Genomic DNA, 18,760 nt, shown 5'->3' with positions numbered 1-18,760 from the left:
GCGGCGCGATTTGGATCACCCATTCCACGAAAAGCGTGTGACGGGTTTGGAGCGTCTCTGCGTCTCCGCGAAAAACGGAAACGCTCCAGCCGTGATCCGAATGCGCCTGCGACACGTATCTGGTGCGACGGTCGCATTCCCGGCCGCCGCAGGCAGGGGCAGAGCATGCAACAGGCAAGAAAACGCATCGCCGTGATCGGAGCAGGCATCTCCGGCCTTTCGGCGGCCTGGCTGCTGGGGACACGGCACGATGTCGTGCTCTATGAGCGCGAGAAGCGGCTGGGCGGCCATTCCAACACGGTGATGGTGGAAGGCGCGCCGGAGCCGGTGGCGGTCGATACCGGCTTCATCGTCTACAATGAAACGACCTATCCCAACCTGACGGCACTGTTTTCACATCTCGGCGTCAAGACCAAAGCTTCCGACATGTCGTTTGCGGTGTCGCGCGATGCCGGCCGGCTGGAATATTCCGGCACCGGCCTCGGCGGCCTGTTCGCGCAGAAACGCAACGTGGCCAACCCACGCTTCTGGTCGATGCTGCGTGACCTGGTGCGTTTCTACCGTTCGGCCGCCGCCGACCTCGCCGACATGCCAGCCTCGCACACGCTGGGCGACTACCTGCAGCGCGGCGGCTATGGCGCGGCGTTCCGCGACGACCACCTGCTGCCGATGGCCGGCGCGATCTGGTCGGCGCCCTGCTCGGCCATCCTCGGTTATCCGGCCTCCGCCTTCATTTGCTTCTTTCACAACCATGGCCTGCTGATGCTGAACGGGCGGCCGCAATGGCGCACGGTGGACGGCGGCAGCATCGCCTATGTGCGCAAACTGGCGGACGCCTTCCGCGGCAGCATCCGCCTCGGCGCCGACATCGCCGCGATCACCCGGCACGGCAACCATGTCACCATTGCGGAGCGACACGGCCGCAGCGAACGCTTCGACGCGGTGCTGATCGCCACCCATGCCGATCAGGCGCTCGGCCTGCTGGCCGACCCCTCGCCCGAGGAACGCACCCTGCTCGGCGCCTTCCGCTACAGCCGCAACGAGGCGGTGCTGCACACCGACACCAGCGCCATGCCGCGCCGGCGCGCGGTGTGGTCGAGCTGGAACCATGTCGACGGCAGCGCCGGCGATGATGGCGCCAGCGTGACCTACTGGATGAACCGGCTGCAAGGCTTCGAGACGCCGCGGCCACTGCTGGTGACGCTGAACCCGCACCAGCCGCTGGACGAAGCCCGGGTGCTGCACCGCGAAACCTATCACCATCCGGTTTTCGACAGCGCGGCCATCGAGGCGCAGAGGCGGTTGTGGACCCTGCAGGGCCAACGGGGCACCTGGTTCTGCGGCGCGCATTTCGGCTCGGGCTTCCATGAGGACGGCCTGCAGTCGGGCCTGGCGGCGGCGGAAGCACTGGGCGGGGTGGCGCGGCCCTGGACAGTGGCCGGGCAATCCTCCCGCATCTCGCTGCCCGAAAGCTGGCCGCAACAGCCGCGGGAGATCGCCGCATGAGCCGGTCCGTGCTCTATTTCGGCACCGTGTTCCACCGCAGGATGAGGCCGCGCACACATGCGCTGAAATATCGCCTGTTCTGGATGCTGCTCGACCTGGACGAACTGGCCACCCTGCCCGGCCGAAGCGCGCTGTTCTCCTACAACCGCCGCAACGTGCTGAGCTTCCACGACAAGGATCACGGCGACGGCTCGGGCGCGCCGCTGCGCCCGCAGATCGAGAAGATCCTCGCCGATCACCACATCGCTTTCGACGGCGGTCCGATCCGGCTGTTCTGCATGCCGCGCGTGCTTGGCTACGGTTTCAACCCGATCAGCGTCTATTTCTGCCATCAGCGGGATTGCCGGCTGGCCGCGATCGTCTACGAGGTGCACAACACCTTCGGCGAGCGACACAGCTATGTGTTCGACGCAGGGGACGGCGAGCGGCCGGGCACGCATGGCTGCGCCAAGCGCTTCCATGTCTCGCCGTTCATGGACATGGGCATGCACTACGAATTCATGACGCTGTTGCCGGCGGAGCGCTTCGCGCTCACCATCCGCGGCGCCGACCAGGACGGCACGCTGATCCATGCCTCGCTGGCGGGCACGGTCGCGCCTTTCGACAAGGCTGGCCTGCTGCGCGGGCTGCTGCTCTACCCGCTGCTGACCTTCAAGGTGATGGCGGCGATCCACTGGCACGCGCTGCGCCTGTGGCTGAAAGGCATCCGCATCCGCCGCAAGCCGGTGCCGCCGAAGGAACCGACGACGCCTGTGCGGGCATCGTAAGGGTCGGCATCATTTCCTGTTGACGCGGCCCGGGGTTTGCCTCGCGCAAAACCGGCGATTGCCCTAGCCTTGGGCACATCCTGATAAGGTGAATTGCTCGCCAAGAGCGGGGCCTTCGTGCCACCTGCCGGAGCAATGTCGGTTCTCACCGCCGACGTGAAGCGAAGCTGCGCCTTCAAATCTCCAATTGATGTGTCTCCCGCTATCGCGGCCTCCGCAAAGCACATTGGGCTTGATCGAAAACGGGAGCTGGCGGCGGCACCAGAGGCAGCATCTCGGGCCTGCCGCAGGCATTCACGCTCAGAACTCTCCCCCCCAAAAAAACCAACGCGACAAAGGATTCTGCGATGTCAGATCAAACGCTGAAGGCAACGATCGCCGAAGCTCAAGCCGACACACCGGTTGGCAATCCGACTTTCTACACAATCGCCTTTTACAACGCCGCCCAGCAGCCCGGCAGCGGTTCGACCTATAAACTGGCGGCGGTTCAACCGGCGCACCAAGGCAAATTTCAGAATGGAAACGGCGCCTGGTATGAATTCGCCAGTGATTGTTTGCGTCCAGAGCAATTCGGCCAGATAGGCGTCAACGTCGCTGGCGACACGGTAGCCTGGAGGGCGCTCGTGTCCGTGGCGAACGCACGCGGTGGCTCCCTCCGTATCGAAATGCCGTCTCAAACCTATCGACTCAACGGAACCGGAGTGGAGTTCGATGACCAGAGCTTCACGAATTTCCAGACCATCGAGATCTCCGGAACGGGGGGTACGGAAGTCAGGCAGATGAGCCGCCTCTCGAAGACCTTCAAGTTTGTGCAGCAGGGAGGGAAGCTCAAGGTCTCGGGCCTCACCGCGATCGGCTACGCACAAACACAGATCGATGCAGGACTGACTCCGGACGAGATCAATTTCAACAGTTCGAGCGGAAATGCCGTGGCCGCGATTTATGCGAAAAACATCGAGGAAGTCGATGTCCGCAACGTGGCAACCCACAATCACGCAGGCCGCGACATTCACTGCTTTGGCGTCACTTCTCTGAAATGCCGGGATCTCGATCTCGTCGGTCTCGGTCCAAAATACAATCGGCCGATACAGGACGGGCATCAGGGGAACGGCGAAGACGCCGCCATCTACCACATCCCGTCAGACTACAGCGCCAATGGCACCGCCTGGAAGCAAACCCTGGAAATCCAAAACTCGCGCATCCGATGGCATTCGATCTGTGTCCGAACCATCCTGAATAAGGCAATTATCCTGCACGGAAATTACTTCGGCGAAACGCCAGGCCAGCACCACATCTATGACAGTGATAGCGACGGCCACGACATTGTCGGCAACGTCTTCGACGGCTGTCGCCAGCTTGGTTACAAGATGCAATTCGAGAACCGCGCCGGCACGGAGATCGGCGAGCTATATGATCCCAACAAACCATCGTACAAGGTCGGCGACATCGCCCGCCGCTACTCGATCCTTTGGATCTGCACGTCGGAGTATTCGCCAGGGGGCGCGGATCTCTCCACGCAATACTGGAAGGTGCATCCACGCTTTCGCCGCACCAGCGGTGTGTGGTCCGGCAACGTATTCCGGGATTGCGGCGGCGGCATCGGCATCATCGCAGCGTCGTTGGTGTATCCCTACAACATCTGGTCGGAAGGGTACGTCTTTTCCGGAAACAGCTTTGAGAGTTGCGTCATCGGCCTGTATCTGCACCGTTGCTGGAAGGCGACGGTTGTCGGCAACAACATCCAAAACCCAGACTACGGAATCTTCGGTAGCGATTTCTGCGGGGCGATTACCAACAACGACATCTGGACGAGCAAGCGTCAGGCTATTCTTCTCTCAATCGCAAAGACGACGGCTATCGAGAACAATCGTTTGTGGAATTGTGCCCTTTCAGGCGGTGGTCTGCACGAAAAAACACCAATTGTTCTCAGCGCCCCAGACGGTAATTCGCCTCCTGAAAACGCCACAAATCCGCAGGTCTTCTTCAGGAATAACGGCCTCTTCTTCCAAACAATCGGGGATGTCTCCGCCACCGACGCAGCGGGTGACTACCTTGCATGGGGTAGCGATCCACGGCTGCGCTGGGACATTGAAGGTACTTACGGTACGCCCACAAACAAAAAATTCCGGATCGATGGAGCAATCGGCTACCAGTTCGGCAATCATTTCTCCCAGTATTACAATGCCGCGCAGAATGATCCGCTGTTCACTCTCGCATCGTGGAGTACGCAATATACGATAACCGGGACTGGTGCGCCCAATATCGGCCACTCGGTTGCAACACTGGCGTCGATCCTTGGCGGCAAGCGCGTGATCAAAACCACCGGCTAAATAAGTCACTGAGACGGGACCACTCGGTGGCTCTCGTCAGGTACATCGGACTCGCCCGCCGTACGGAAAGCCGCCCTCACGGGCGGCTTTCTGCGTGTCAGGATGCCGGCCAGGGCGCGCCGCCGTCGGGCTCGCGGTGCTCGGGCATCTGCTTGAGCTGGTCTTCGGTGAAGGCGGTGACGGCGTGAACCTCGCCGTCTTCATCGCGCATCAGATCGAGTTGGCTGGCGCGCAGCGCCACCGGCTTGGTGCCGATGCCGAGGAAACCGCCGACATCGACGATGACCTCGCTTTCGCGACCGGCGCCATGGACATGGGAGATGGCGCCGAGATTGGCATCGTCCAGGCCATAGACGGTGACGCCGGCCAAGGTGGCAGAATTGATTTCAGCCGCGGTGAGACGGACATGATTGGTGTGGTCCATGGTTGTCTCCTTTCGGACGTTGTCCCTTCGGGTACAGACAACCCCAACCGTTGGACCGATCGTGTGTTCCGAAAATCTGCCGGTTGCCCTCCCCTGACCCTGCGAACGAATTGCCAGCTGCCTCTCAGAATTTTGCGCCGGCGTTGATTATGAAACCATGGCTGGCGTTGCTTCGGTTGCCGAACAGCCCGCGATATTCCAAGCGCAGGGACAGGTCCTGCATGGTCTGGATATCCAGGCCAAGGCCAAGCTGGAAACGATCCCTCGCCGTTCCATCGGCGGAAGCCGTGAAACCCGGCCCCGCGAAGATGTCGGCATAATTCAAGGTGACCGAACTGCGCGATTCGAAATCGTGCTGATATTCGAGCCGCAGCTTCGGGGTGATGGAGCCGAAGCCGACCGGGTATTTGTAGTCCAGCGTGAGACCGATGTTGCCGGTCTTGCTGCTGATGTCCTGTTCGCCATAACGCAGCGCGTAGAGCACGTCACCGGCTTCCGTGTAGCCGCCGAGCGTCGCCTTCGCCACATCCAGCCTTCCGTAAGGCGTGATGCGCCACTGATCGAACTGGAGCCTGGCGCCTGCCGAGACCGAGGCCAGCCACTGTCCGCCGTCACGGCTGCCGGTGACGAAATTTCCGTTCTGCGTGACGTGACGCAGCGAATCGAAGTTCAGCCATTGATAACCGGCCAGGCCGTCGATGAAGAACACCTCACCCGGATGGTAGCTGGCGTAGACGACGGACGTGTAGCTCTCGCCCTTGCTGCGGCTGCCCTGGTCGCCGATGTCGGTGTCGTCACGGCCATAACCGACCCCCACGCCGAGCGTGAGGTCGTGGTTCAGGCGATAATCGATACCGGTGCTGAGGCCGGTGGTGGTGAATTCATAGCCGGCATCGCCCTCGTGCTTGCCGACGGTGATGGAACCTCCCGTCCAGAGTGTGAAGCGAGTGCGACGACCGCTGCCTGGTGCGACTTCGCCGAACGCGCTCTTGAATGGAGCGGCCAGATCGGGCTTGGCCTGCAGGGCACAATCGGGTTGCATTGGCCGGCAGACGGTGTCGTAGCCCAGCATGATGCCCTGGACGAAGCCGAGCCCTTCTTCGAGCGGCCGCGTGGCGTCGTCGTCATGCAGGCTGTCGAGACGTTGCTGGAAGTTGCCGACCTGCGATGCCGCGAAACGCTGCGCCGCCTGGGCCTGTGCCGCCATCACGCCGGTTACTTCCGGATCGGTGGTGGGATCGACCCTCGGCTGAACCGCGATCGTGACGGTTGCCGGCGCCGAGGTCGCGAAATCATTGGTCAGCGTGTAAGTGACCGCCACGGCGCCGCTGAAGCGCGCGTCGGGCGTGAAGGAAAGATCGAGGCCGTTCAGCACGGCCGTGCCGGAATTCTCCGGCGTCACCGATCTCAATGTCGCAGCCTTGAATGGTCCGCCGGCTGCCATCCTGGCCAGACTGATCATGACTGGCTGGCCCGCCACGACGGAGGCGCTTTGTGATGCCGGGACCGGCAATGGATCGACCGTAATCGTCACTGTTGCCGGCCCCGACGGGCCCCCCGGCCCATTCGCCACATAGTCAAACGTATCCGTGCCGGAAAAAGTCGCGGCAGGCGTGTAGGTGATGACAAATCCGGAAATGCTTGTCGTGCCATTTGCCGGAGCACGCGATATCGCAATCGAGGTGATGGAACCTGCGTCGTTTTTCGTGACATCGACGTCGACCGGCTTGCCGCCCATCGTGTGGGCTGCATCGGCGGTAGCGGTCGGCACACCATCGGCGATCACCAGGGAATAATTCACCGTCCTGGTGCCGGGTGTCCCCGTGGTGCTGTCGATGGCCGTCACCGCGAAATTGAAGGTGCCGGCCTTGTCCGGCGTGCCGCTGAGCACACCGGTGGCGCTGTCGAGCCCGACGCCTCCCGGCAGGCTGCCCGAGACCTGGTAGGTGTAAGGCGCGACGCCACCGCTCGCCAGGACGGTCGCGGTGTAGGCTATCCCCTGCATACCGCCAGGCAGGCTGGCCGGGGTGACGGTCACTGCGGGCGCGGCGATGACCAGCGTGTAGCCCTGCGTGGCTTTTGCCGCAGTCCCGCCGGTGCTGTCGGTGACCTCGACCGAAATCGCGAACGACCCGGCCTGCGTCGGCGTGCCGCGCAGGTCGCCGGTGCCAGGGTCAAAGCCGATGCCCGAGGGCAGGCTTCCCGACAGGGCATAGCGGTAAGGGGCGATGCCGCCGGTGGCCGAAATGACCTGGCTGTAAGCAGCACCCGAAGTGCCCTGCGGCAGGCTTGCCGGGGCAAGGCCCAGCATCGGAACGCGAACGGTCAGGACGTAGCCGGCGCTGACTGATTGCCCATGCGCATCGGTTGCCTGCACGGTCAGCGGGAACGAACCCGCCTCGGTCGGCGTGCCGGAGATCGTTCCTTCGACGAAAGTAAGCCCATCGGGAAGTCGGCCCGACTGCAGCACATAAGCATAGGGTGCGACGCCACCACTGGCGGAAAGGGAAGCCGAATAATTCGTGCCGGCCGTCGCGTCCGCCAGGGCGGACGGCGTGAGGCCGAGGTTCGGTGCGGCAACCGTCAATGAATAGCTGTCGGAAACCCTGAACGGTGCGCCGCTGCCGGTCGTACCGTCGGTCGCCGTTATGCTGATGGGGTAGGTTCCGGGCTGCGTCGGCGTGCCGCTCAGCGTATCGCCGGAGAAGGTCATCCCGGCCGGCAATGTTCCGCTCACCGCGTAGCTGAAGCTGCCGGAGCCGCCGGATGCCGTGAAGGCCTGCGAGAAGGTTTCGCCATAACGCAGCGCGATGCCACCGCCGGCCGGCGACAGTACCAGCGTCGGCGCCGCCACCTGAAGCGTGGCATTGCCGCTGACCGGAAAAGGCCCGGTGCCGGTGCTGGCATCGGTCGCCGACACGGCGAGCTGGAAGCTGCCAACTTCGGTCGGTGTCCCCGAAATGGTGACGCTGTTCGCGCCGGTGCCACTGACGCCGAGACCCGCCGGGAGCCCGGTTACCGCGACCTGCGTGTAGGGTGCCGCACCGCCCGTGAAGGTGAAGGTCTGCGCGAAAGGCCTGCCGGCCTGCGCCGACAATGAACCAGTGGGCGCGACGACCAGCGTCGGCGGGGTGACGGTGATGCTGACCGTTGCCGGCGCCGATGGCCCGGCCTCGTTGCTGGCGGTGTAGGTGAAGGAATCGGGACCCGCATAGCCCGCAGCCGGCTGATAGGTGATCGATGTGCCTGACGGAAGCGCCACTCCGTGCGCAGCAGGCAACACAACGGCGACGGATGTCGCGCCGCCGCCGCCCAGGCCGGGCGTGATCGTGTTGGCGACGCTGCCGTAGGCGACCGTGGCGGAGGCCGGGTTGGCGACGGGCGGGATGTCGGTGACGGTCAACCGGTAGCTGCGCGTGCCGGTATAGGGACCGGTGCCGCTGCTGCTGTCCCGTGCCGTGACCGTGAAATCATAAATACCGGGCGTCGTGGTCGTCCCCGAAATCTGTCCGCCACTGCCGAGCGCCACGCCGGATGGCAGGGCGCCGCTGGTGACGGCGTATGTATAGGGCGCGGTGCCGCCGCTGGCCGGATTGATCATGGCGGAATAGGCGGTACCGACGACGCCGTTGGCCAGCGTCGTTGCCGGCAGGACGATCGCGGCCGGATCGACGGTGAGCGTATAAAGGCGGGCGCCGTTCTGGTTGTTGGCGTCGCCGGCCGTGACGGTGAAGCCGAAGGATCCGCCGGCAATCGGCGTTCCACTGATCGTTCCGCTCTGTTCGTCCAGCTGCAGCCCCGCAGGCAGTGCGCCGCCGGTGCGTGTGAAACGATAAGGTGCGATGGCGCCGGAGGCCGACAGCGTCTGCGTGTAGGGAAGGCCGACGGTTGCGGCGGAGAGCGTCGGCGGCGCCACCGCGATGGCCGGCGGCGTCACGACAAGCGTCATTGCCTGGGTCGACGCAATCGCATTGGCATCGGTGGCGCGGACGACGAAGTTGAAGGTACCGCTCTGCGTCGGCGTGCCCGAGATCTGTCCGTTCGAAATCGACATGCCTGTGGGCAGCGTGCCGCTGTGCAAGGCGAAGGCATAGGGCTCGGTGCCGCCGGTCGCGGAAAGCGCCTGCGCATAGCTGGTGTTGTAGGCGGCGTTGGGCAAGGTGACCGGGCTGACCGAGATGACGACGAAATCGACCGAATTGGTGGTGCTGGTCGATGCAAGGTTGGTGAGGCCCGAAGCGCTGGCCACGCCTTCGGGAATCGTCGCGACGACCGTGCCGCTCCGCGTCATGCCGCTGACGGCGATTGTGTAGGTGGTGCCGGAACCGGTGACGGTGGCGGTGGTGGCGCCGGCGGTTCCGGAGAGCTGGACGCCGGTTCGGGAGAACCCTGTCACCGCCCGCTCGAAGACGGCCGTGAAGCTGACCGGTGAGGTGCCGGTGGGGCTCGCCTGGCCGGCGGCATTGTTGACGGTGACATTGGGCCGTGTGTTGACGATCTGGTTGGAGCCGGTTGCCGTGCTCTTGTCGCAGACGGCGTTGCCCAGGAACTCGGCGGTGACCGCGTGGTTGCCGACAGGCAGCGTCGCGGTCGAGAAATCGGCATAGGAGTCGCCGACGCGATTGGGCCGGGTGTAATTCAGCCCGACGGTCGTCGACTGCGGACCGACGGTGATCTTGACGGAACCACTGGGCGCCTGGCCCGCATCGCAGCCGAGCGACGACACCCTGGCACGGATCAGCACCGTCTCTCCAGGCAAGGCTGGATTGGGCGATGAAGAGACGGTGGTGGAGGTACCGCCTCCGCCCTGTTTCGTCGCGGTGGCGTAGTTGGTGGTGAAGTCGAAATTGCCGCCGGTGCGGGTTCCGGTGAAGCGGATGTTGTCGCCGAACTGGCCGGTGGTGTTGTCCGTGGCAGTGGTCACATAGCTGCCCCTGCAGTTGAACGGAATGACGAAGCCGCTGGGCGGAATGGCGTCGCAGGTGATCGGCACGCCCTTGATGTTGGAGCTGGCGGCGTTGATCGATCGTATGTTGACGGAGCCCGGGGTGATCCTGATCGAATAGGTCATGGTGACGCCGGCGCCGGTGTAGGTAGCCGGCGAAATGGTGAGGGTGGCCGATTGCGAGAAGGCGGCCGGCGACGAAACCAGCAGGCAGAAAAGCGCGATGCACATCGCAAGGCCTGTGCGTAAAGCAAGGCACAGCCGTGCCGCACGCTGGCCGCAAGCGGCAACGTCATTCAAAACAAGCACTTGAACCACCCAGCACTCGCCGCAATCGCGCCCGGATCCCCATCCGATGGCTGCTTGAAACACGAGTCCGGCAGGGAGTCAGCAAGCCCAAGGGACCAGCTTCGTGAAAAGCCATTGCTTTGAGACGCTCGATCAATCGTTTCGCGAAATATCGAACATCCAGGCGACGCAATTTTCAGGAACGGGGAAGCAGCGAGACGCGTTGAGCCAGGGTATCCGTCCGAAATGGCGCTGCCGTTTCGAAAGAGATGTCGCCGCCTTGCCTGGTGGCTTATAGGCATGACTGGGGGAAGCTTTATCCGCGCATGACCATACCGAGACTTTATTATGTGACGGCCGGGCTGGACCCGGAGACGGCCTTCGCGACGTGGAGCGCGGTGCTGTCACCGCTGTTCGAACCGCGGCCATGGACGCGAAGCAAAAGCCTGCCGACCGGATCGGCCAATGGCGTGATCCTGGGCGACATGGTCATCGCCAAGGTGGCATTCGAGCCGCAGGCTTTCCTGCGCGATGCGGAGCGCATTGCCGTCACCCCCGGTCACATCCTGCTGCACCTCTATCTGAGCGGTGGTTTCACAGGGATGATTTCAGGCGAGCAGACCTCGATCGGGCCTGGCAAAGTGGCGGTGATCGACCTCGCCCACGAGGTGCGGACGCGGGCGTTCGCCTCCAACACCGTCTCGCTCGTCGTACCCCGGACAATGCTGCCTGACATGGAGCCAGGCAGCCTGAAAGCCCGGCTCGATGCAGCCCGCAACGAGCTGCTTGCCGCACACATCCGCTCGCTGCAGGAGCGCAGCATGCAGATCGCCGAGGACGAGGTCGACGCCACCGTTGCCGAGACGGCGGATTTCCTGAAGCGCCTGTTCACGCAGTCGGAACTCCCGGACAGGACCACGCGCAATGCCGACGACGACCTGCTGTCGCTGGCGCAATCGATCATCCGCGACAATCTCGCCACCGGCAAGCTGTCTCCGCACTTCCTGGCCGACGGGCTCGGCATTTCGCGCGCCTCGCTCTACCGGGTATTTGCCCCGCATGGCGGCGTCATGCGCTCTATCCAGGAGCGCCGACTGATTGCCGTGCGCGCGGCGTTGAGCGATCCGCTCGAAACCCGCAAGCTGACGCGTATCGCAACCGATCTCGGCTTCAACAGCGAAGCGCATTTCAGTCGCGCCTTCCGCCAGCGTTTCGGTGTCACCGCAAGCGACTATCGCCGGTTGCAGCTCGAGACATCCCTGCACACCCAGTTGACCAGCCCCGAAGTCGTCAATCAATGGTGGGTGGATGTCGCCACCCGGCCACGACCGGTCCGCGCGTAGCGACCGCGCCGACAACGCGCGGCGAGGTTGTGGCAATGGCGCAGCGGCTCAGCCCCTCGCCCTGACCGCCCGCCACAGGCCGAACATGAAGACCGCGCCGCCGAGGACGAAGGTGGGCACGAAGAGCTGCAAGGCTTCCCAGTCGTGCCATTTCAGCGAGAAGCCGGTGCAGCCGGTCGGGCTCATGCCGCAGGCGAAGGCGTTGAGCAGATACCAGCCGGCAAAGGTGGCGCCGAAAATGAGCGCACCGACGACCATGAGGATGATTGCGGATTTCATGCCCGCTGATAGCGGCGGGTGAGGCCTGGGGCAATGCGGGTAGGGATGGAAGGGGGGCACCTTCGATCGCTAGCGCTGCCCCTCATCGCCCTGCCGGGCACTTCTCCCCGTATAGTGACGGGGAGAAGAAGGCTGACCGCAGCGACAGCGTTCCTTCTGCAACGCTGGCGACTGGCGAAAGCGTCGACGCAAGCGCCCCTCGCCCCGTTTACGGGGAGAGGATGCCGGCAGGCAGGTGAGGGGCGGCGCGGACAGTCGACGTTAGACCAGCAGGCGGGATGGCTGCCTGTCGAACCTTGACGCTGCCAATCGCGATAGTCTCTAGTTGCAGCAACGCACAGCGAGGTGCCCTTTGGAAAAGATCATCCTGGACTGCGACCCCGGGCACGACGACGCCATCGCCATCCTGCTGGCGGCCGGCAATCCGAACATCGACCTGCTCGGCATCACCACCGTTTCCGGCAACCACAATGTCGAGAACACCACGCGCAACGCGCTGTCGGTTTGCACCGCCTATGGCATCAAGGTGCCGGTGGCGAAGGGGTCGCCGGGGCCGATGCTGAGCGAGCAGGTGCTGGCCGTCGAGATCCATGGCGAGACCGGCCTGGACGGGCCGGTTCTGCCGCCGGCCTCGTTCGAGCTCGACACGCGCCATGGCGTGGATTTCATCATCGATACGGTGATGGCGCATGAGCCGAAAACGGTGACGCTGGTGCCGGTCGGTCCCTACACCAATATCGGCCTCGCCGTGCGCAAGGAGCCACGCATCATCGAGCGGGTGAAGCGGGTGGTGGCGATGGGCGGCAGCTACACGCGCGGCAACATCACGCCGGCGGCCGAGTTCAACATCTATGGCGACCCGGAAGCCGCCGACGTGGTGTTCCGCGCCAACTGGGACGTGACCATGGTGGGGCTGGACCTGACCCACCAGGCGCTGGCGACGCCGGACCTGCAGGACAGGGTGCGCGCCGTCGGCGGGCCGATCAGCCAGTTCATCCTCGACATCTGGGACTTCATCGCGACGACGCATGGCGGCCTGCTGCAGATCGACTATCCCGCCGTGCACGATGCCTGCTGCGTGGCGGCACTGATCGACCCGAGCGTGTTCACCACCGAGAAGGCCGACATCCGCGTGGAGATCGCTGGCCGGTGGAGCAAGGGCATGACGGTGTGCAACTTCGAGAGGATGGGCGGCATGCACCATTTCGGCGGCACGGCCAGCGAGCAGGTGAACTTCCGCCACACCGTGGCGATGAAACTCGACCATGCCAAATTCTGCGATCTGATCGTTGACACACTGGAGCGGCTGAGCGCGCGGAAGGGGTGAGCGGGATGGGGGCGGTTGGGAGCTTGATGGCTCAACTGACGGGAGCCGCACTTCAACTGCTGGTGCCGCCCCTCATCGCCCTGCCGGGCACTTCTCCCCGTAAACGGGGAGAAGGAAGCTGACCGCAGCGATGGCGTTCCTTTCTGCAACGCTGGCGACTGGCCAAAGCGTCCGCGCGAGCGTTCCTCGCCCCGTTTACGGGGAGAGGATGCCGGCAGGCAGGTGAGGGGCAGCGCTGACGGTTGCTCGAAAGACGAAGTCCCGTTCCGGAATGGTCCTGGCCGAGCTTGTAAAAACTGATGGCTGGTCTGGACCGCCGTCCCTCTTCACCGTTCCGGAATGGATCCCCGACACTCTGCGCTCCCTGCGGTCGCTCCGAGGTCGAGGATGACGGAACTCACTAACCGCCGCGAAACCGAAGCGTAGCCGGCCACCCGGGAAGACGCCGTTGCATAGGGACGACAGATCTCTGATGTGAGACACCGGCCTGCCGATAATGCGGCGCGCTACGGTGCCAGTTAGCGCCGGCCAAAATGCAACCCCGTCATCCTCGACCTCGAAGGGAGCGAAGCGACTGAGAGTGTCGGGGATCCATTCCGGAACCCGGGTGAATGGAACTGGTCCTGGCCGAGCTAGTAAAAACTGATGGCTGGTCTGGACCGCCCTCCCTTCTTCACCGTTCCGGAATGGATCCCCGACACTCTGCGCTCCCTGCGGTCGCTCCGAGGTCGAGGATGACGGAAGTTGGGGTTCGCCGCCGCGCAACCGAAGCGCGGCAGGTGATTTCCGAAACGAGAGCAGCCCTATTTGAGTTCCTGCGCCAGGCCGATCAACAGGCCTTCCGGGCCGCGGATGTAGCAGAGGCGGTAGACGTCCTGGTAGTCGACGACCTCGCCTTCGAGCTGCGCACCATGCTTGCGCAATCGCTCCAGCGTGTCGTCGAGGTCGTCGACGGTGAACATGGCGCGCAGGTAGCCGAGCGCGTTGACCGGGGCGGTGCGATGGTCGGCGACGACGGCGGGCCCGATGAAACGGGAGAGTTCGAGCCGGCTATGGCCATCGGGCGTGCGCATCATGGCGATCTCGACATGCTGGTCGCCGAGCCCGGTGACACGCCCCGCCCATTCGCCCTCGATCGTCGCCCGCCCTTCGAGCTCAAGGCCGAGCTCGCGAAAGAACTCGATCGCCTTGCCGAGGTCCTCGACGACGATGCCGATATTGTCCATGCGCTTGAGTGCCATGTGTCTCTCCTTGTTTGGAGCATGATCTTTCCAAAAACCGGTTCCCATTTTTTTGGGATCATATCTCTCCTTGTTTGGAGCATGATCTTTTTCCAAAAACCGGTTCCCACTTTTTGGGATCATGCCAGTCCTTTGCTGGAGCATGATCTTATCCAAAAACCGGCCCCCACTTTTTGGGATCATGCCAGTCCTCTGCTGGAGCATGATCTTATCCAAAAACCGGTTCCCACTTTTTGGGATCATGCTCTGGGCCCGATGGTCAAAGGCGCCGGGGCCGTTCGTGAAGGCTCAATCCGGCAGCATGTGGTCGGCGACGCTGTAGCTGTGGCTCGCCTGGTAGGCGTTGCGGCCGCGGTTCATGTGGGTAAGGTTGAAGGTGCGGATGGCGCGCAAGGCGCGGGGATTGGCGATGAACTGGCGGATCGAGGCCGCGCCGCGCAGCTTGACGATGAACATGTCGGGGCCGCTCGGGAAAAACCAGCTGACATCCTCCGGCCTGGCGACGCTCTGTTCGAGGAAGGCTTGATCCATCAGGTTTGGCGTGGCCGACCCATCGATGGTGAAATCCGAAAGATGCAGGATGAAGCGAGCGCGGACATCCTCGCCGTCGGCGTAAATCGTGAACAGTTCCATCCAGCTCGCATTGACGCGGACGAGCGGCTTGTCCGAGGTCGACGGCAGGCAGGACACCGACCAGTAATAACGCTCGGTCCGGCGAGGAATCGGAATGCAGGCCGGACCGTAGAGCGTCAGCAACTCCAGCACCGGCCTGCCCTGCGGACGACGCAGCAGCTTCTCGAAACGGGCGGCGTATTTGAAGCGATGTTCGAGGGATTCGGCGCGCTCGGTCGCGTCCGGCAGCTCGGCCTTGCCGTCCCGCCACTCCTGCTGCTGTTCAGGGGAGAGGAACTGGCGCAGGCCGGTCGGGCTGGAGGTCTTTGCCATTCAGGCATCCTGTGCATGTGCTGCGTGCAGTCTAAGCACGTGTATGAACAGCGGACACCCCCGTTTGTCAGGAGGCTTTCGGGCATGGCGATGCAAGCCTGATTGGTGGTCTGGGGCGTTGTGCCTTCGTCACCGTTCCGGCTCCCGACACTCTCCGCTCGCTTCGCTCCCTGCGAGGTCGAGGATGACGGTGGTGGGGAGTGCTCCGGCCAATCCTCAGCGTCGTGGATGACGCCGACGTTCCTGGTTGGCGTTTGTTCGCGATGGCGTTGATCGTAGCGTCCCCGTCATTGCGGATGAGCGCCAAGTTCTGGTTGCCGAATCTAGACGGCGATGGCCTGGACGGGGTCGAAGGGTGCATCCTTTCCGCCCAACGCGGTGCGGTTGCGGCCGGCGAGTTTGGCGCTGTAGAGCAGCTTGTCGGCTTCCCTGTAGAGCGCCGCGAAGGTCGGATCCTGCGATGCATCCATCATGCCCATGCTGGCGGTGACGGGGCGGCCGAGGCCCGGGACGGTGTTGGCGACGATGGCCGGGATCGCCTGGCGCCGGCGCTCGGCCCGGGCGTGGGCATCGTCTCCGCGCACCAGCAGCACGAATTCCTCGCCGCCGAGGCGGAAGGCATGAACCTGCGGGTCGGCGTGGAGCGCTTCGGCAACGGCTTTCAGCACGGCGTCGCCGACCACATGGCCGTGGACGTCGTTGACCGCCTTGAAGTGGTCGAGGTCGAGCACGGCAAGCGTGCGATATCAGATCGGCGAGCAGCTCTCGAACGATCCCGATGTGGTGACGGCCGCGACGATCGCGGCAACGGCGCTGGTGGGCGCAGCCACCGAGTTCGGCTATTTTCTGGCGCGCCGGTTCGGCTGGAAGCTCTGACGATGCTGGCGCTCGCCTTGCAGCACTGGCCGGCCATCGTCGCCGCGGTCATCGCCGTTTTCGGCGGCTGGAAACTGCGACAGTCTGGCGTCAACGCCGAGCGCGCGCGCCAGGCACGCGAGAAACTGGCGGCCGCCGAGGATCGCCTTGAAATGCAGCGCGAAGCGACCACCGCCGAGCAACGAGCCGCAGTCATGCGGGACGACGAAGCGCACAAGGAGGCCATGCGATGGGCAAAGCGCTGATCATCCTCGTCGCGCTGACACTCGCCGGCTGCGTCTCCAGATCGGGCGGCGCGCTGCCGTCCAATCCTCGCTCCATCTGGTGCGACCACAATTCGCCGCGCCGGGACGCCACACCAGAAATGCCCCGGCGCGTGCTGGACGAGATCAACCTGCACAATGCCCTGGGCGAGCAATGGTGCGGATGGACGCCATGATCAGACGCGTTGCCATCGATCCGGATGAACTCAAGCGCATCGTCAAGGAAGCCATCCGCGAGGAGCTATCCGCAGCGGGATTGCGCGTCGACGAACCCGAACACCAGTTCGAAGCACGGGAGGACTTCCGCTTCCTTCGGCATCTGCGCCAGGCGCTTGCCGGCGTCTCCAGCAAAGTCGGCGCGGCCGTGATCCTGTCGATCGTCTCAGGTCTGCTATGGCTTCTTTGGAACGGTGTCCAGGCACTGCTGCCGCCGAAATAACAGCTCAGCAGCAATGACGAAGCGTTTGTAACAGTCACCATTCGACGAATGGCTGGTCATCTCGCTCCACCGCCGAACAGCTCTTCGGGATCGAAGACTGCCTTGCCTTGCAGCAGCGTGGCAACGACCTTGGCATTGCCAATCGCCTTGACCGGAACCTTGAGGATATCGCGGTCGAGCACCGCGATATCGGCGATTTTTCCAACCTCGATCGAGCCTGTCGTCCTGTCCTGATGCAACAGCCGGGCCGGATTGATGGTCATCCACGCAATTGCAGTAGCGACATCGGGGGCGCCGTCCTTTTCCCGCGTAACCGCTGTCTGGATCTTGACCAATGGCGACAACTCGTCAGCGTCGAAATCGCTGCTCATCACCACATCGGCGCCCATGGCCTGGAGCGTGCCGGCCGGCATCATGAAGTCGGCCCTGTCGCCGATGAACTGGCGGATGAACTTCACATAATCCTTGTCTACGGAGCTTGGAGCGAGCTGGAAGTCGGCGACGACGCCCAGCTGCTTGAACCGCGGCAGATCGGCCTTGTCGACCAGATAGAGATGGGTCAGACGATGCGGTCCGGGCGCAGCATCGGCTTGCGCAATCGCATCGAGGGCAAGCCGCGCGCCACGGTCGCCCGTGACGTGGTAGTGGAGCTGAAAGCCCTTTTCGGACAGAACTTTCGAGTAGCGGTTCAATGTCTCGACATCAAAATAGAGAAAACCACGATCGAAACCATGATCGATGCCGGCGCCCGGCTTGTAGGGCTCCAGGACAGCCCCTGTACGCTGCTCCAGGATGCCGTCGACATAGATCTTGACCTGGTTGAAGCGCAGCAGGCTGCTGCGATCGTTCGAGAACTGCCTGGTGAGCGCCGCAATCTGCTCGTCGAAAGGCATGTCCGGGTAAACGTAGAGCGCATTTGAGGCCCGCACCGTCAGCGTGTCGTTGGCCAGCGCTTTTTGCCAGACCTTGACGTGACCTTGCGGCCAGAAGCCACCCGCATCGCTCACGCTGGTTATGCCGTTCTCGGCCATGGTCCTCAGGGTCGGCAGCATGCTCTGATAAGCAAATTCGACATTTTCAGGCGTGTCCGGGAAGGCTAGGTTGCGCAGTTTCTGCTGCGCATTTTCCAGCACCACGCCGTTCGGTTTGCCCGTCTTCCTGTTGCGCAGAATGATGCCGCCGGGCGGATTGCCCTCGATCGTATCATAGCCGGCAGCATGCAAGGCGGCTGAGTTGGCCCAGGCGCCGTGGCCGATGTCGTCGAGGATCAAGACCGGCCGATCGGGCGAAATCTCGTCGAGCAGCGCAACCGGATCGTCGCTCTGGTCGAGCAGATTGGTCATGCTGACGCCGGATCCGAGCACCCAGTCGGTCTTGCTGCTCTTCACACAGGCCTCGACGGTCGCCAGGGTATCGTCGATTTCATCGAAAGGGCCGAATTCGCACAGGATCTCGTTGACGCCAGCTTCGACGAGATGGACATGCGCGTCCTGAAAACCCGGCAGCACCATCCTGCCGGCGAGATCGATGACTTCGGCTTCGTTGCCGGCGGCAGCCAACACATCCTGCGTGGCTCCCACCGCAGTGATCACGCCGTTTTCATCGATAGCCATCGCCTCGGCCTTCGGCGCCTTCGGGTTGACGGTATGAATGCTGGCGTTGGTCAGTACCATGGTCTTGGCCATGGCAGGCGAGCTCACCACCACACCAGCAGCCAGAAGCAACCATGACAGGTGCAATCGGCGACGATGAATGCCAATCATCTCAGGTCCTCCGAGGACGCCACG

16 protein-coding genes are annotated in these 18,760 nt (G+C 63.5%); 9 read left to right on the top strand and 7 right to left on the bottom strand.

What is annotated here, in order from left to right; genetic code table 11:
* The first annotated feature begins 165 nt into the window (after positions 1–165).
* The 3 genes from AC3WTO_RS21310 to AC3WTO_RS21300 all read left to right on the top strand — a co-directional run bounded on the left by AC3WTO_RS21310 (position 166) and on the right by AC3WTO_RS21300 (position 4,603).
* On the top strand, positions 166–1,506 hold the full coding sequence (locus AC3WTO_RS21310) for an NAD(P)/FAD-dependent oxidoreductase (RefSeq protein ID WP_492462909.1): 1,341 nt from the start codon (positions 166–168) through the stop codon (positions 1,504–1,506).
* A complete protein-coding gene (locus AC3WTO_RS21305; RefSeq protein ID WP_492462908.1) occupies positions 1,503–2,273 on the top strand; it encodes a DUF1365 domain-containing protein in 771 nt (256 codons plus the stop codon). Before AC3WTO_RS21310 ends, AC3WTO_RS21305 begins: the two co-directional genes overlap by 4 nt.
* Before the next feature lie 347 nt (positions 2,274–2,620).
* On the top strand, positions 2,621–4,603 hold the full coding sequence (locus tag AC3WTO_RS21300) for a NosD domain-containing protein (RefSeq protein WP_492462907.1): 1,983 nt from the start codon (positions 2,621–2,623) through the stop codon (positions 4,601–4,603).
* A gap of 97 nt (positions 4,604–4,700) precedes the next feature.
* On the opposite strand, the gene AC3WTO_RS21295 is transcribed toward AC3WTO_RS21300, so the two are convergent.
* Both AC3WTO_RS21295 and AC3WTO_RS21290 read right to left on the bottom strand, forming a co-directional pair.
* On the bottom strand, positions 4,701–5,027 hold the full coding sequence (locus AC3WTO_RS21295) for a PRC-barrel domain containing protein (protein WP_492462906.1): 327 nt from the start codon (positions 5,025–5,027) through the stop codon (positions 4,701–4,703).
* Positions 5,028–5,151: 124 nt separating this feature from the next.
* Positions 5,152–10,281, bottom strand: coding sequence for a putative Ig domain-containing protein (locus AC3WTO_RS21290; protein WP_492462905.1), 5,130 nt, complete (start codon positions 10,279–10,281; stop codon positions 5,152–5,154).
* 305 nt (positions 10,282–10,586) lie between these two features.
* Here AC3WTO_RS21290 and AC3WTO_RS21285 point away from each other — a divergent pair, with 305 nt between their 5' ends.
* Positions 10,587–11,603 (top strand): helix-turn-helix domain-containing protein, encoded by a 1,017-nt coding sequence (locus AC3WTO_RS21285; protein WP_492462904.1) that lies wholly within the window; start codon positions 10,587–10,589, stop codon positions 11,601–11,603.
* A gap of 48 nt (positions 11,604–11,651) precedes the next feature.
* Here AC3WTO_RS21285 and AC3WTO_RS21280 read toward each other — a convergent pair whose 3' ends face one another.
* Positions 11,652–11,882, bottom strand: coding sequence for a hypothetical protein (locus AC3WTO_RS21280; protein WP_492462903.1), 231 nt, complete (start codon positions 11,880–11,882; stop codon positions 11,652–11,654).
* Positions 11,883–12,234: 352 nt separating this feature from the next.
* On the opposite strand from AC3WTO_RS21280, the gene AC3WTO_RS21275 reads away from it, so the two are divergent.
* On the top strand, positions 12,235–13,209 hold the full coding sequence (locus AC3WTO_RS21275; protein WP_492462902.1) for a nucleoside hydrolase: 975 nt from the start codon (positions 12,235–12,237) through the stop codon (positions 13,207–13,209).
* Between the two features lie 803 nt (positions 13,210–14,012).
* Here AC3WTO_RS21275 and AC3WTO_RS21270 read toward each other — a convergent pair.
* From AC3WTO_RS21270 to AC3WTO_RS21260, 3 genes are all read right to left on the bottom strand, one after another.
* Positions 14,013–14,450 (bottom strand): VOC family protein, encoded by a 438-nt coding sequence (locus tag AC3WTO_RS21270; RefSeq protein ID WP_492462901.1) that lies wholly within the window; start codon positions 14,448–14,450, stop codon positions 14,013–14,015.
* A gap of 288 nt (positions 14,451–14,738) precedes the next feature.
* A complete protein-coding gene (locus AC3WTO_RS21265) occupies positions 14,739–15,395 on the bottom strand; it encodes a hypothetical protein (protein ID WP_492462900.1) in 657 nt (218 codons plus the stop codon).
* A gap of 323 nt (positions 15,396–15,718) precedes the next feature.
* Positions 15,719–16,126 (bottom strand): GGDEF domain-containing protein, encoded by a 408-nt coding sequence (locus tag AC3WTO_RS21260; RefSeq protein ID WP_492462899.1) that lies wholly within the window; start codon positions 16,124–16,126, stop codon positions 15,719–15,721.
* Positions 16,127–16,133: 7 nt separating this feature from the next.
* On the opposite strand from AC3WTO_RS21260, the gene AC3WTO_RS21255 reads away from it, so the two are divergent.
* From AC3WTO_RS21255 to AC3WTO_RS21240, 4 genes are read left to right on the top strand one after another with little or no spacing between them, the layout of a single operon-like run.
* Positions 16,134–16,271, top strand: coding sequence for a hypothetical protein (locus AC3WTO_RS21255; protein ID WP_492462898.1), 138 nt, complete (start codon positions 16,134–16,136; stop codon positions 16,269–16,271).
* A gap of 2 nt (positions 16,272–16,273) precedes the next feature.
* The gene (locus tag AC3WTO_RS21250) at positions 16,274–16,516 is read left to right on the top strand and encodes a hypothetical protein (RefSeq protein ID WP_492462897.1); all 243 of its coding nucleotides are present in this window, start codon (positions 16,274–16,276) and stop codon (positions 16,514–16,516) included.
* The gene (locus AC3WTO_RS21245) at positions 16,501–16,710 is read left to right on the top strand and encodes a hypothetical protein (RefSeq protein WP_492462896.1); all 210 of its coding nucleotides are present in this window, start codon (positions 16,501–16,503) and stop codon (positions 16,708–16,710) included. Before AC3WTO_RS21250 ends, AC3WTO_RS21245 begins: the two co-directional genes overlap by 16 nt.
* On the top strand, positions 16,707–16,973 hold the full coding sequence (locus AC3WTO_RS21240; protein ID WP_492462895.1) for a hypothetical protein: 267 nt from the start codon (positions 16,707–16,709) through the stop codon (positions 16,971–16,973). The genes AC3WTO_RS21245 and AC3WTO_RS21240 overlap by 4 nt, the downstream gene beginning before the upstream one ends.
* 56 nt (positions 16,974–17,029) lie before the next feature.
* Here the strand turns inward: AC3WTO_RS21240 and AC3WTO_RS21235 are convergent, their stop codons facing one another.
* Complete coding sequence (locus AC3WTO_RS21235; RefSeq protein ID WP_492462894.1) at positions 17,030–18,736, bottom strand: amidohydrolase; 1,707 nt, start codon at positions 18,734–18,736, stop codon at positions 17,030–17,032.
* Between the last annotated feature and the right edge of the window lie 24 nt (positions 18,737–18,760).

This window comes from Mesorhizobium sp. EU05-FHT14A09, assembly GCF_058790995.1.
Note: the sequence above shows the minus strand (reverse complement) of the source record. Positions and strands in the feature narration are given on the sequence as shown.